The sequence below is a fragment of the uncultured Methanobrevibacter sp. genome, from assembly GCF_900314615.1.
Classification (GTDB): domain Archaea; phylum Methanobacteriota; class Methanobacteria; order Methanobacteriales; family Methanobacteriaceae; genus Methanocatella.
On sequence record NZ_OMWA01000004.1, the window covers coordinates 1 to 13948 of the forward strand.

Consider the following 13948-nt stretch of genomic DNA (forward strand, 5'->3'; position numbering starts at 1 on the left):
CGGTTGCCACTTATCCATTGCGGATTTCCACGAATCCTTAATTGATGTTATGGAATTCGCTGATTTCGAATTTTCCCCTGTACTCATGGATACTAAATACGATGAAGTACCTGAATTAGACATTATTATTGTCGAAGGTGGAATTAGAAACGATGAAAACAGAGAATTAGCTGAAATGTTAAACGAAAAAGCTAACATGGTTATTTCTTACGGAACTTGTGCATGTTACGGAGGTATTCCAGGTCTCGGAAACTTATGGACTGTTGAAGAATTAGAAGAAGAAGCATACATTAACTCTGTATCTACCGTAAACCCTGAAGGAATTATTCCTCACGAAGATGTACCTCATCTCGAAAGCAGAGTAAGACCTTTAAGCGAATGTATGGATATCGACTTAATGATTCCAGGTTGCCCACCTCGTTCCGATGTTGTAGCAGAAGCTATTTTAACATTATTAAGAGGAGAAACAATTGAATTACCTTCAACCAACCTTTGTGAAGTATGTCCTAGAGAAAAACCACCTGCTGGTTTAGCTATGGACTTCATTAAAAGACAATTCGAATTAGGTTTACCAGAACCTGATTTATGTTTAATTACTCAAGGTTTAGTATGTATGGGTCCTGCTACCGTATCCTTATGTGGTGCAGAATGTCCTTCCATTGGTATCCAATGTAGAGGATGTTACGGTCCTACCGCTAAAGTATTAGACCAAGGAGCAAAAATGATCAGTGCGATTGCATCTGACTACGGTGTACAAGAAGATAAAACAGTTGACCCTGAAACTGTCGCTGATCAATTAGATGATATCGTAGGTACTTTCTACTCTTACACATTACCTGCAGCTTTAGTACCTATGAAAATGCAGAAAGGAGGAGAATAAAATGGTTAAACTTACTATGGAGCCTGTCACTCGTATTGAAGGACACGCAAAAATTACAGTACACCTCGATGATGCTGGAAACGTAGAAGAAACAAGATTACATGTTATGGAATTCAGAGGTTTCGAAAAATTCTTAACAGGTCGTCCTGTAGAAGAATTACCTAGATTAGTTCCTAGAATCTGTGGTATTTGTGATGTACAACACCACTTAGCAGCTGCTAAAGCTGTAGACCAAATTTTCGGATACGATGATTACGAAATCTTACCTGCTGCTTACAGAATGAGAGAAATTATGAACTGGGGTTCATACATGCACTCCCACGCTCTCCACTTTTACTTCTTAGCAGCTCCAGATTTAATCATTCCTAACGGAACTAGAAAAACCAGAAACGTTTTCCAAGTAATTAAAGATATGCCTGAAGTCGCACTTCAAGCTATTAACATCAGAAGAAACGGTTTAGAAATGGTTAGAAAAATAGGTGGTCGTCCTATTCACCCTACCTCATCCACTCCTGGTGGTATTTCTACCGAATTAGATGATGAAACTCAAAAAGACTTACTTGCAAGAGCAAAAGAAAATGTTGAATTAGCACAAGCTACTTTAGACTTAGCTATTCCTGTATTTGAAGAAAACATTGACTTAATCTCTTCATTAGGTAACTTCGGTGACACCAGACACTGTGGTATCGTAAAACCTGATGGAACTTGGGATGTATACAACGGTAATGTAAGATTCAAAGACAAAGATGGAAGCGACATGTTTGAATACAGAAATGAAGAATACGTTGATATTGTTGCTGAACATGTAAAACCTTACTCCTGGTTAAAATTCCCTTACATTAAAGAGTTAGGATACCCAGAAGGTATTTACAGAGTAGCACCATTATCCAGAATTAATGTCTGTGATCAAATGCCTAAAGAAGCTCCTCTTGCACAAGAAGCTCTTAAAGCTTTCCGTGATGCTTTCGGATATGCTCAAGCACCATTATTATTCAACTATGCTAGACTCATTGAATTATTAGCATCTGCTGAATGTGCTGCTAACGCATTAGAAGAAGATCTCCTCGTGGTACTTTAATCCACCATTATCAATCTGATGATAATGGATTATGTACTAAAGCTAACATTGTTGTAGCTACAATCCAAAACAACCCAGCTATGGAAATGGGTATTCACCAAGTAGCTAAAGATTACATCAAACCTGGTGTAGAAGTAGATGATAAAATCTTTAACTTAATGGAAATGGTTATCAGAGCTTACGACCCATGTTTATCTTGTGCTACCCACTCAATGGATAGTCAAATGAGATTAGCTGAAGTAGATATTGTAGACAGTGAAGGAAACCTCATTAAAAAATTCTAAATTTAAGGGGGTTTTTGGTGCTTGTGAAGGTACTTGCCCTACATCAGCTATTGAAGTAACACCTAACTCAATAATTCACTGTGACACTTGTGGTGAAGAACCAAAATGTGCAGATGCTTGTCCTAACGGTGCATTAAAAGTCGAAGAATTCGAAGTTGTCGACGGTGTAATGCAAGCAAGATTAGTATTCAACTCTGTACTTTGTGATTCCTGTGGTAAATGTGAAGAAGTTTGTCCACAAGAAACCATTAAAGTCACTGGTGCTAAATTAAAAGAAGTTGAAGGATTCTGTGTAATGTGTCAAAAATGTGTTGACATTTGCCCTGTAGATGTAATTGGAATTCCGGGTGTTAAAGAACCTGCTGAGTATGATTTAGATCTCAAAGGTAAAGGACCAGTTTACATCAAAGATTGTGTTGGATGTGGAACTTGTGTAGAACCTTGTCCTGTAAGCGCAATCACTCTTGAAGAAGTAGGCAGTCCAATTACTGTAAATGATGACTGTATCAGATGCGGTTTATGTTCTCAAACCTGTCCTTGGAATGCAATATTCATCTCAGAGAAAAAACCTGTCAAACGTTCTAAAGAAATTACTTCATTCACTTTCGATTCAGCTAAATGTATTGGTTGTAACACTTGTGTAGAAGCTTGTCCTGGAGACTTCATCTCTGCAAACAGTGCTAGTTTAACTGTTGCAATTCCTAGTGTATGTGCTGCATGCGGATTATGTGTAAAAGTTTGTCCTGTTGACGCTTTAGACATCGAAATCGAATGGGGTGAAGGTGCTCCTGTAGACGCAGAAGGTATCGGAAGAGACGTCGAAAAATGTGACTTCATTGGTGCATGTGCTAACAAATGTCCTACTGAAGCTATTCGTGTAGTTACCAAAACTGGTATGTCCTGCCCTGCTTTAGTAGAAACTGATTCAGAACCATCTTTCACTAGTTGTATCAGATGTGGAGCTTGTGCTTCAGTTTGTTCTAACGACGCATTGAAAGTTGATCAGTATGAAGTAACTATTGATGGCGAACCTGTCATAAGAGACAGAATTTCATTCAACCCATCTAAATGTGATCAATGTGGTGACTGTATCGAAGCATGTCCTTACGACATGATTCACAAAACAGATAATCCTAAATTACCAATTGCAGGATTCTGTACTTTATGCGGTCAATGTATTGAAGCATGTCCTGAAGACGCATTATGTTATAAATAGGTGTGATAACACGCACACCTTTTTATTTTCTTTTTTTTTAAAAAAATTAGTTATATTTTATTCATTACTACTTTTCCATTAACGATTGTCATTACTGGCATTCCAATGTAGTTCCAACCATCGAATGGAGAGTATTCTGCTTTTGTTTTAAATTCATCAATATTGAATTTGCCTTCTCTTTTGAGGTCAATAACAGTAAAATCAGCATCTTTTCCTATGGCTATTTCTCCTTTATTTTCAAGCCCATACACTTTTGATGCATTTTCACTAAATATTTTTGGAATAATTTCTAAATCGATATTTCCTTTGTTAACTTCAGTCAAAATTAGGGGAACGACAGTTTCTAAATTAGGAATTCCCGGAGATGACATCCAGACTCCTTTTGTTTTATCCTCTAATGTGTGAGGTGCATGATCTGTTCCAATAATTGATGTTTCATCTAAATCTGTTATTCTGACGCTGTCTTTCATTTCTCTAAGTGGAGGATTGGTTTTTACGAATGTTCCATATATATTGTAAGCGGAATTGTCAAGCAGCAGGTGATGTGGTGTAAATTCCCAGCTTACAGGCTGTGTTTTACTTGCTTCTTTTGCAAGAGCCAATGATTTGGATGAGCTTAGATGGCATATGTGCAGTCTCAGGTTATTTTTGCCTGCAAGTTCTATTGCCTGTTTGACGGATTCATCTTCTGATCTGGCAGGTCTTGCATAAGTATAGTCAATCGGTTTATTTTCTTCTTTTTGTTTTAATTTTTCAGTTTCACTTTCCACTATTGATTTTTTTTCACAGTGAACACAGACAAGTCCGTTATAGTCTGTGGTCTGTTTTAATTTTCCTAAGTTTTCAAAGATTTCTTCCAAACTTTCATCACTTTCCAGGTCCATAAATACTTTAAATGATATGGGATTTAGACTAATCATCTTTTCCATTTCTTCAAGAGTGTTATGTCCTGCCTGGAGCTCGTAATTAACGGCGGATTTTTCATCTGCGATTTTTATTTTCTCTTCAAGCGCTTTGTATGTATTTGTTTTCGGCAGTGTGTTTGGCATATCAATTACTGTTGTAAAACCTCCGTTGGCTGCAGCTAAACTTCCTGTTTTAAAATCTTCTTTCTGTGTTAATCCAGGGTCTCTAAAATGGATGTGGGGGTCTATAAATCCTGGCATGATATAGTTATGGTCAATGTCAATGATTTCATCTCCCTTAAGCGGATTTTTAGAAATATCTGTTATTTTACCATCTTCAATTTTAATATTGTATTCGCCCTTTCTATCTACCAATCTGCAATTTTTTATTACTAAATCCATTTTCAGTCCCCATTTCTTTAATTATTTATTATTTATATTTTTAAAAACATAAGCTTTTTTTAATTTGAGAGTTAAATTTATTTTTATGTCTCAAGTTTCAAATATTCTTTCACGTGATAAAAATTTATTTTTCAATGATTTGGATGAAAAATATAAAATTTCAGATACCTCCAGTGAGATTAATTTAATAGCTGATTTCACCGAGTATAATCCTTTACATAATGGTCATTTTCATTGCATGAAAACTGCAAAACATATGTTTCCTAACTCATTATTTGTAGCTATTGTGCCGGGGTTATTTGAAAGAAGTGGTAGAGGTATTCCATATATATTGCCTAGGGAACTTAGGGCAGAAATTGCAATTTCTGTTGGTGCAGACATTGTTGTCGAAGGCCCTCCTATGGGAATTATGGGATCAGGTCAGTATTCTCTATGTCTCTGCCGCATGTTCAAGGCTTTAAACACAGATTATATACCTAGAGGATATAAGCCAGTTGAAGGAATAGATGAAATTTTGAAAAGAATTAATATGGGTCATCATGTTGCCCCCAAACCTTACAAAATTGTCGATAAAACCGCTAATGAAATTCTTTTAAAGGGAAAACTGGAAGAGGACAATTATGTGATAACCTCATTTTCCAATTCCCTGAGCAAAATCGGCTTTGATTTTACAGGCAAGTTCATATTTGTAGAGCGTATTGAAGGGGTAAGCGGCACACTTATTCGTGAAAGTATTCTTGAAGATAACTTTGACAATGTTTTGGATATGATGCCTTCAAAAACAATTGAAGTGTTGAAGCGTGAAATAAAAAATGATGCGATAATCTACGGATTGCGTGATGAAGACAGTATTTTGGATACTGCAAATAATTATACCTTTGAAGATCTGTCAGAATTAAACCTGTTCAATGAGAAACTGGCTCAAAATATCGTAGATAACAGGCCATTCAGCAATATTGAAGAAATTGAAGATGCTATTCTTCAGGGATTTTCAACTCATTTTCGCCAGAGGGTATTGAGCATTCTGGAAAATCCGATTCCTAAAAAATTAATTTCAGAATATATTGACAACTATCCTTCTGTTATTAGAATTTTAGGATATAAAAATGATGATTGTCTGGAAAAATTTAAAAAAAAGGTAAATAATGAAAATATTTCATTATTTTAAACACCAGATAAAATGTGGTTAATTACATTCTGTGGGTTTTTAAGTGCAAATATTGCATCTATGAATGTTGGGTATACTGTACCTAACATGAACAGATATACGATGTAGTAAATGACTACTAAAATTACAATAATTAAAATAATTGTAAGCAATATGTCAACAACACCCATAGGTTCTTTTTCTTCCTGATAGTTCAGGTTATGAATTCCTTTTTCATTTACTTCAGGAGCTGCTTTTGGCTGTCCACTCATTTCCCTTGCAATTTCAGCTCTGAGTCTAGCTTCCATTTCTTCAGGAGTTTCAGCTCTAGGCATGCTTACTTGAGGTTTTTGCTCTACAGCAGGTCTAGGAGCATATTGTTTTTTAGTTAAAGATCCGTATTGTTCTTCATCTTTTGCTAACTGTTCTCCTAATGGAACTTCATTTTCATCAAAGTACAAGTCATCTAAGTATTTTTCATATTTGTCTTCTAGATCTTGTCTTGCATGGGTTTTTGGTGGTTCGTAACTGTGGTCAGGATAAATATATTCTGGTTCTTCAGCAACAGGTTGTTGTTGAATTTCATTTTGAGGTATGTATTCATATTCATTTTGTGCAACTTGTTGTGGTTCTTCTTGATAGATACTTTCATTATCTCCAATATATGATGATTCTAACCCTCCTGAGTATTCAATACTGTCTTTAATGTTATATGGGGAATCATCATTGATTGCTTTGTATTCTTGAACAGGTTCTTCCTGAGCATATGGTATTTCATATTCTTGCTGTGGCTGGTAAATATTCTCTTCCACAGGTGCTTGTTCATATACTGGTTCTTCTTGAACTGGAGCTTGTTGCTGTTGAGTATTATCTAATCCAAGTCCGACAATTTTTTCTAAACAGTCTTTACAGTAAATTTTTCCAGCAATTGCTAAACCACATTCTTTACAAATAGATTTTCCACATATTGCACATGTATCTGTGCCTTCTCTTCCAGGATGATAATGACATTCCATAAGTAACACTCTCTATGAATAATTTTATTAATGTATATATTTGTTTTTTTTATTTATATAAACGTTTTTATGATTTGGTTTTATCAATTATTTTTTCGGCCACGATTTCTGAAGAAATTAAATCATCAACTGTTGCAAGATAACTTCCAAGATTATGGCTGTCAATTTCATATTCGATAGTTCTGTCCTCTACATTGCCTTTAACATAATTTTCATTATCAATTTCCAATGAATCATATATTAGGGATGCAGCTTCTTTTGTTTTATAATTCAGTGTTAATTTAGATTTTATTTTCATTTTTTCACATTTTGTAATATATAATTATATTATTTTATTTGATGATATTTATCTTATTCTATGGAAAATATGGTAACCTTTATTAATAACTTTATTAATATATTTAAGTATTCTATATATTACGATATATAATTTTTATATAGCTATTATCAAATCTTATAATAATGTAGCTATTTTTTAATTAAACATGGTTTTTCATGTTATTTTTATTTCGGAGGAATTATAATGGTTCGTGCTTATACTAGAAGAGATTATATTAGAAAAACCCCAAATTCAAGAATTGTACAATATGATATGGGTAACTTAAAAGATGAATTTCCAGTGTCATTAAGTTTAGCTGTTAAAAAACCAGCTCAAATCAGACACAACTCTTTAGAAGCTGCAAGGATTGCTTCTAACAGATTAATGCAAAGAGCTGCTGGTAGAATGGGTTACCACTTAAAATTAAGAGTTTACCCTCACCAAATCGTAAGGGAAAATCCTATGGCAACCGGTGCAGGTGCGGATAGGGTACAAAGTGGTATGAGAAACGCATTCGGTAAACCAATCAGTGTTGAAGCTATTGTTAAAAAAGATCAGAGAGTTATCACCATTGATTGTCAGGAAAAAAACTTTGAACAAGCTAAAGTTGCATTAAAAAGAGCAGGTATGAAATTACCAGTTCCATGCAAAATAGTTGTTGACAAAGGCGCAGATTTAATTAAATAGATTTTTAATTAAATTCTTTTTTTACTCTTTTTTTATACATTTTTTTTATTTTTCACTGTTTTTCGAATTTTTTAATTAAGTATTTAAACTTAAAAATAGATAACATTATACATATATTATTGGTAATGTTTTCATTAGCTAATATTGTCAATTAAATATAATTTTTAAACCAAGAGGTTAATGTTATGTATGTTGTAAAATTTGAGGACTTAAGTAAGTCTGACATTGGAATTGCAGGTGGAAAAGGTGCTAATTTGGGTGAATTGACTCAAGCTGGTATTCCAGTACCACCAGGTTTTGTAGTAACTGCACAAGCTTATGAAAAATTCATGGATGAAGCCGGAATTAATGATCAGGTAATGGGCATCCTTGAAAAAATTGATATAAATGATACCAAAGCTCTTCAGGCTGCTGCTGAAGAAATTAAACAGATCATTATTGAAGCTCCTATTCCAGAAGATTTAGTTTTATTCATTCGTGAATTTTATAATGAACTTTGCCAAAGAGTTGGCGAAGATGATACTGATGTTGCAATCAGATCTTCAGCTACCGCAGAAGATTTACCTGAAGCTTCATTCGCTGGTCAACAGGATACTTTCTTGCACGTTTCCGGTGATGATGAAGTAATTGAATATATCAGAAAATGTTGGGCATCCTTGTTTGAAGCAAGAGCAATTTTCTACAGGGAAGAAAATAATTTCGAACACTCAAAAGTATATATTGCTGTTGTAGTTCAAAAAATGGCTATTGCTGATAAAGCAGGTGTAATGTTTACTGTAAACCCATCCACTGGTGAAGAAATTGCTTTAATTGAAGGTTCCTGGGGTTTAGGTGAAGCTGTTGTTTCTGGTGATGTAACTCCTGATAACTATCAAGTTGATAAAAAAGATAATGAAATTATCAATGTAACAATCAGTGACAAAAAAGTAATGTACACTAATGATGAAAATGGAACCAGTGTTAAAGTAGAAGTTCCTGAAGAAAAAAGAAAAGAAAGAGTTTTATCTGATGAAGAACTCATTGAATTAACTGAAATGGGTAAAAGAGTCCAAGCTCATTATGGTGAACCTATGGATACCGAATGGGCTTTTGAAAGAGATAACTTATTCTTATTACAGGCAAGACCAATCACTACCTTGGGAGATGTAGTGGAAGAAACTGAAGAAGCATCCTCTGATATGGGTGAAGTTCTTGTAAGAGGTCTTGGTGCAAGTCCTGGTATGGCTTCCGGTAAAGTTAAAATAGTTTTAGACATTGATGAATTGGATAAAATCCAGGATGGCGACATCATGGTAACAACCATGACAACTCCTGATATGGTTCCTGCTATGAGAAGAGCAAGCGGAATTGTAACTGATGAAGGTGGAGTAACTTGTCACGCATCCATTATCTCTCGTGAATTAGGTATTCCTTGTGTTGTCGGTACCGGTGATGCAACTGCTACTTTAAAAGAAGATACTGGTGTTACTTTAGACGGTAAAAAAGGATTAGTATTCGACGGAATCTCTGATGCTAAATCTGAAGAAGCTCCTGTTCAAGGTGGCGCTGTTCAAGCAGCTCCAATTATCACTGTTACTGAAGTTAAAGCTAATGTAAGTATGCCTGAAGCAGCAGAAAGAGCAGCTGCAACCGGAGCAGATGGTGTTGGACTTTTAAGAACCGAACACTTAATGTTAACTTCCGGTATTCACCCTGGTAAATTCATCGCTGACGGAAGAGAAGATGAATTGATTGATACCATTGCAGACAACGTTCAAATTGTTGCAGACGCTTTCTATCCAAAACCGGTATGGTACAGAACTTTAGATGCTCCTACTGATGAATTCATCACTCTGGAAGGTGGAGAAAACGAACCTAGAGAACACAACCCAATGCTCGGTTGGAGAGGTATCAGAAGGGAACTTGACCAGCCTGAAATTCTAAAATGTGAATTTAAAGCTATTAAAAAATTACACGAAAAAGGTTACACTAACATTGGAATCATGATTCCATTATCACAAAGTCCTGCTGAACTTGTACAGGCTAAAGCACTCTGTTCTGAAGTAGGTCTTGAACCTCACAAAGATGTGGACTTTGGTATGATGGTTGAAATTCCTGCAGCTGCAATCATGATTGATGAATATATTAAAGTTGGAATCGACTTTGTAAGTTTAGGAACCAACGATTTAACTCAATACACTCTTGCAGTTGACAGAAACAATGAGTTTGTAGCAAAACACTACTCTGAAGAACACCCTGCAGTAATGAAATTAATTGAAAGAACAATTAAAAAATGTGTTGCAGCAGGTGTCAAATGTAGTATCTGCGGTCAAGCAGGTAGTGTACCTCACATTGTTGAAAAACTTGTTGGATTTGGAATTACTAGTGTTTCATCCAATACTGATGCTGTAGAAGAAGTTAGAAAGACTGTTGCTAGAGCTGAACAAAAAATTATTCTTGACGCTGCTCGTAAACGTTTAGAATAATCTTTTTATTTCTTTTTTTTATTTTTATTTTTATTTTAATTACTTTTGTTAGGGTATTTTATGCAAGATAAACCGATAGATAAAGATGAAATCTTAAATGAACTTGAACAAATTCATAATCTGGATTATAAATATTCTGATGGCCGAATTTTAGGGTCTATGTGTACAGAAGCGCATCCATTTGCTAAAGAAGTTTACTGCAAGTTTCTTGATACTAATCTGGGAGATCCGGGTCTTTTTAAAGGGACAAAAATTATAGAAGATAAAGTTATCAAATCTATTGGGAAGTTATTATCTTTAGATGATGCTTATGGTAATATTGTAACTGGAGGTACTGAAGCTAATCTGATGGCTGTTCGTGCCGCAAGAAATCATGCAAGAAAATATAAGGGAATTACCAATGGAGAAATTATAATTCCGGAATCTGCTCATTTTTCATTTAAAAAAGCTGCTGATATGTTAAACTTAAAGATTGTTGAAGCTAAACTCGATGAAAACTACAAAATTGATGTGGATGCTTTAAAACAGGTTATTTCTGATAAAACTGTTGCAATTGTGGCTATTGCAGGTACTACTGAGCTGGGTTTGATAGATCCTATTGAAGAAATTTCAGAGATTGCTTTTGAAAATAATATTTATTTCCATGTTGATGCTGCTTTTGGCGGATTTTCTATTCCGTTTTTAAAAAAACTGGGATATGATTTGCCTGTTTTTGATTTTTCTCTTCCGGGGGTTTGTTCAATAACAGTAGATCCTCATAAAATGGGTCTTGCTCCAATTCCGGCAGGAGGAATAATTTTTAGAAAAGAGGAATATCTTGAAGTTATGGCGGTTGATTCACCTTATCTTACTGTTAAAACTCAATCCACTATCGTCGGTACTCGTTTAGGCGCTTCAGCGGTGGCTACTTATGCTATAATGAAATACTTCGGCAGACAAGGTTACTGCAAACTTGCTGATAATATGATGCAGAATACTTACTTTTTTGAGTCTCAGTTGCGAAAAATAGGTTATGAAGTTATATGCAAACCTGAACTGAATATTGTTGCATTCAATCATCCTCAGATGGATACTGATTTGCTTGCTTCAAAATTAGAAGAAAAAAATTGGAAAGTTTCTGTAGCTAAATGTCCTAAGGCAATCAGGATTGTCTTAATGAATCATATTAAAAAGAATCATTTAAAAGAATTATTAGAAGATTTAAAAGAAATATTTTAACTTTTAATCTTCTGTAATGTCTTCAACATACATTAAAGGATAATTGAGTTCTTCAATAAACTCAATCCTTATTGTTGCTTTGACATTGTCTACTTTTGTGTAAATTTTAACGTCCAGCATGTCTCCTGTAAGGGATGTGTATTCGAATTCGGTCATTGCATCTTCGAGCTTGTCGAAGCGAATAGTAACGTCAGCCTCTTCAATTGCCGGTTGAAGTTGCACTGATTCTTCTATGCTGGTTTCTAAGCTATTTTTTGTATTTTTATTTACGGGAGTTCCAACAAACTGGTGGAATAGTGCTCCCATACTAATAGCACCTTCAAATATTGCTCTTTCCCGTGTAGTTATATTTGAAAAGTATTCTTTTTCAACATCCATTATAATCCCCCATTTAAAAAGATTATCTTATCATAAATTAATTCAGATGGTATTGGATTTATGCAGCAATAGATTAATACTGCAGATACAATCAATACTGTTGCTAAAATGAATAGTCTCTGTTCTTTCGGATAGAAATAACTGAATACCAGTCCCACCACTAAAAATATTGCGGTGATAATCCATGCATAAGATTCCTGCGGATTGTCTTTAATGATTTGTTCATTTAAAGGATTTGTTTCACTTAACTCTCCGTAAATGATTAACCTGTTTTCAGTAGAACCGATTGGGTCGCATGTAATCAGATATAATCCGTTTCTACCTTCCTGTGCATTGAGCTGGTAGGTTGCAGGAACAATAGTTGAATTGCTCACAGTATATTTCAGTTCTCCAATTCCAGGCCATTCTAAAATCATTTGATCTCCTGCAGATAGTTCATTAAGCCTTAAAAATGGTGAACCTTGAAGTGTCCTATGTCCAAACAGCAAAACATCTCCCTGCTGTGGATCATATGAACTAGGTTCATGCAATACTCCCTGAGATAATGATTCATCATTGATTTTTTCATGCACTCCAATGGAAGGTATCACAATAGTCGGAGTTTCAACATTTCTTTCTACAGCAATTTTGGAGGAGAAATAATTCACTTCTCCCATTGCATATAATCCTATTATAAGAATGCATATAATAACGATTATTGTTGAAATAGTTTGTCTATTCATATTAATCAGTTTTGTAATAATATCATATAAATATTTTTAATAACTATATACTTTGTTTAATTCTTTAACCATCCATGTCGGAGCTTCAGATGTCGGAATTGTTAGAACTATATTTTCCATATTGTTCAAAAGAAAATTGACTTTATCATGAGGTGTTTCGACAAGAAGCATATATTGCGCATCCAAATCTCCTAAATTAATTTGTCTTTCATAATTTGATAACTTTACTCCATAATCTTTAAGCATTTGGACGGTTTCTTCTTCATCATATCCTTTTATAATGGATCCTTTTAGAAGTTCCAGCACGTTTGATGAAAAGCTTTTAGTGTTTTCCTGAGGATAGGTATCATTGCCTTTTATGTTCATCTTTGATTTTGAATATTCAGAATCAATTTCACCGTTTTCCTCATATCTCATTATTGAAAGAACGGTACATCCACTTATTACTGGAGTTGAATTTGTATCATTGACCTCATCAGTATTGTTGGAATTCAGATAGATGTCGACAACGCTTCCGACATTAATCAGTCCGGCTCCTGCCTGAAGTCTTGAAACAAGTATCGGTACTGATACTGTGTTCGGTTTGTCAAACTTGATTTGGGATAGGATTGTAGCGTCATTTTCATTAATGATTTTCACTGCATCTGCACTGCTCATCAGCACTTCTTTGCTGTCGTTGGAATATATTGCCATTGTTCTGTTATACTGGTCTATATTTGAACTAATTTCCTTTTTATGATATGATTTCCAATCTTTGGAGGCTTGTGTTAAAATATTTAAGTTTTCTAGCTCACCTGCACTTTTTGCATCATTGATTTTGTTTTCTAAAATTAATGCATTTGGTGAGGTTATTAAAGGACCTGAATACAAGTCGTGAAGTTCATTTAGTTTTTCTGTTCTCACAAGTGACAGTTCCTCCTGCTGTGGCTGATAAATTATGAAGTAGTATGCAGTTATCACTAGCGTAATCAAAATTAAAGCTGTAATTATAATTCCGATTTTTCTTTTCTTTTCATCATCACTTATAATCGTGGATTTTGGATTTAAATAAACTCCAATCTTATGATTTAATTTTCTCAATGGACTTATTTCATCTTTTTTAGTAGGTTTTTGGAGAGTTTCTTTACTATATTGTTTTTTAAGGTCTTCTGTTTCTCCAAAACCTTTTGGAAACAATGGGTCTCGTGGTTTATCATTGGTCATGGTTCTACTCCTAACTGTTAATTAAAAG

Annotated in this window: 12 protein-coding genes and 1 pseudogene; 7 read left to right on the forward strand and 6 right to left on the reverse strand. The window is 34.6% G+C overall.

What is annotated here, in order from left to right; genetic code table 11:
• From QZN33_RS01655 to QZN33_RS01665, 3 genes and pseudogenes are all read left to right on the forward strand, one after another.
• The coding region (locus QZN33_RS01655) for a F420-nonreducing hydrogenase (protein ID WP_296788903.1) at positions 1-880 on the forward strand (880 nt) is incomplete at its 5' end.
• Between the two features lies 1 nt (position 881).
• A pseudogene (locus QZN33_RS01660) lies at positions 882-2242 on the forward strand (Ni/Fe hydrogenase subunit alpha).
• Positions 2214-3458 carry a 4Fe-4S binding protein gene (locus QZN33_RS01665; RefSeq protein ID WP_296788905.1) on the forward strand — a complete coding sequence of 415 codons (1245 nt, stop codon included), beginning with the start codon at positions 2214-2216 and terminating at the stop codon, positions 3456-3458. The pseudogene QZN33_RS01660 and the gene QZN33_RS01665 overlap by 29 nt, the downstream one beginning before the upstream one ends.
• Before the next feature lie 50 nt (positions 3459-3508).
• Here the strand turns inward: QZN33_RS01665 and QZN33_RS01670 are convergent, their stop codons facing one another.
• A complete protein-coding gene (locus QZN33_RS01670; RefSeq protein WP_296788907.1) occupies positions 3509-4765 on the reverse strand; it encodes a dihydroorotase family protein in 1257 nt (418 codons plus the stop codon).
• An 85-nt stretch (positions 4766-4850) separates the two neighbouring features.
• On the opposite strand from QZN33_RS01670, the gene QZN33_RS01675 reads away from it, so the two are divergent.
• A complete protein-coding gene (locus QZN33_RS01675; RefSeq protein WP_296788908.1) occupies positions 4851-5933 on the forward strand; it encodes a nucleotidyltransferase family protein in 1083 nt (360 codons plus the stop codon).
• Here the strand turns inward: QZN33_RS01675 and QZN33_RS01680 are convergent.
• Together QZN33_RS01680 and QZN33_RS01685 are read right to left on the reverse strand one after the other, a co-directional pair.
• Positions 5930-6928 (reverse strand): ATPase, encoded by a 999-nt coding sequence (locus QZN33_RS01680; RefSeq protein ID WP_296788909.1) that lies wholly within the window; start codon positions 6926-6928, stop codon positions 5930-5932. The genes QZN33_RS01675 and QZN33_RS01680 overlap by 4 nt on opposite strands.
• Before the next feature lie 67 nt (positions 6929-6995).
• Positions 6996-7226, reverse strand: coding sequence for a KEOPS complex subunit Pcc1 (locus tag QZN33_RS01685; protein WP_296788911.1), 231 nt, complete (start codon positions 7224-7226; stop codon positions 6996-6998).
• 225 nt (positions 7227-7451) lie between these two features.
• Between QZN33_RS01685 and rplJ the strand changes: the two genes are divergently transcribed.
• From rplJ to mfnA, 3 genes are all read left to right on the forward strand, one after another.
• Positions 7452-7934 carry a 50S ribosomal protein L16 gene (gene rplJ, locus QZN33_RS01690; RefSeq protein WP_296788912.1) on the forward strand — a complete coding sequence of 161 codons (483 nt, stop codon included), beginning with the start codon at positions 7452-7454 and terminating at the stop codon, positions 7932-7934.
• Between the two features lie 185 nt (positions 7935-8119).
• Positions 8120-10399, forward strand: a complete 2280-nt coding sequence (ppsA, locus tag QZN33_RS01695; protein ID WP_296788913.1) for a phosphoenolpyruvate synthase — start codon at positions 8120-8122, stop codon at positions 10397-10399.
• 60 nt (positions 10400-10459) lie between these two features.
• On the forward strand, positions 10460-11617 hold the full coding sequence (mfnA, locus tag QZN33_RS01700; RefSeq protein ID WP_296788914.1) for a tyrosine decarboxylase MfnA: 1158 nt from the start codon (positions 10460-10462) through the stop codon (positions 11615-11617).
• A 3-nt stretch (positions 11618-11620) separates the two neighbouring features.
• Here the strand turns inward: mfnA and QZN33_RS01705 are convergent, their stop codons facing one another.
• Genes QZN33_RS01705 through QZN33_RS01715 form a run of 3 tightly spaced genes read right to left on the reverse strand, consistent with a single transcriptional unit; the run spans position 11621 to position 13920 of the window.
• Complete coding sequence (locus QZN33_RS01705) at positions 11621-11995, reverse strand: dihydroneopterin aldolase family protein (RefSeq protein WP_296788915.1); 375 nt, start codon at positions 11993-11995, stop codon at positions 11621-11623.
• Entirely contained in the window at positions 11995-12717 is a 723-nt protein-coding gene (locus tag QZN33_RS01710; RefSeq protein ID WP_296788917.1) for a class E sortase, read from the reverse strand. Before QZN33_RS01710 ends, QZN33_RS01705 begins: the two co-directional genes overlap by 1 nt.
• 36 nt (positions 12718-12753) lie before the next feature.
• The gene (locus QZN33_RS01715; RefSeq protein ID WP_296788919.1) at positions 12754-13920 is read right to left on the reverse strand and encodes a DUF515 domain-containing protein; all 1167 of its coding nucleotides are present in this window, start codon (positions 13918-13920) and stop codon (positions 12754-12756) included.
• Positions 13921-13948 lie beyond the last annotated feature (28 nt).

Excerpts from the sequence above, each read along its gene's own strand:
- QZN33_RS01715 (WP_296788919.1), bottom strand. The coding sequence starts at position 13,920 with ATGACCAATGATAAACCACGAGACCCATTGTTTCCAAAAGGTTTTGGA.
- mfnA (WP_296788914.1), top strand. The coding sequence starts at position 10,460 with ATGCAAGATAAACCGATAGATAAAGATGAAATCTTAAATGAACTTGAA.
- rplJ (WP_296788912.1), top strand. The coding sequence starts at position 7,452 with ATGGTTCGTGCTTATACTAGAAGAGATTATATTAGAAAAACCCCAAAT.
- QZN33_RS01680 (WP_296788909.1), bottom strand. The coding sequence starts at position 6,928 with ATGGAATGTCATTATCATCCTGGAAGAGAAGGCACAGATACATGTGCA.
- QZN33_RS01705 (WP_296788915.1), bottom strand. The coding sequence starts at position 11,995 with ATGGATGTTGAAAAAGAATACTTTTCAAATATAACTACACGGGAAAGA.
- QZN33_RS01675 (WP_296788908.1), top strand. The coding sequence starts at position 4,851 with ATGTCTCAAGTTTCAAATATTCTTTCACGTGATAAAAATTTATTTTTC.
- QZN33_RS01685 (WP_296788911.1), bottom strand. The coding sequence starts at position 7,226 with ATGAAAATAAAATCTAAATTAACACTGAATTATAAAACAAAAGAAGCT.
- QZN33_RS01710 (WP_296788917.1), bottom strand. The coding sequence starts at position 12,717 with ATGAATAGACAAACTATTTCAACAATAATCGTTATTATATGCATTCTT.
- ppsA (WP_296788913.1), top strand. The coding sequence starts at position 8,120 with ATGTATGTTGTAAAATTTGAGGACTTAAGTAAGTCTGACATTGGAATT.
- QZN33_RS01670 (WP_296788907.1), bottom strand. The coding sequence starts at position 4,765 with ATGGATTTAGTAATAAAAAATTGCAGATTGGTAGATAGAAAGGGCGAA.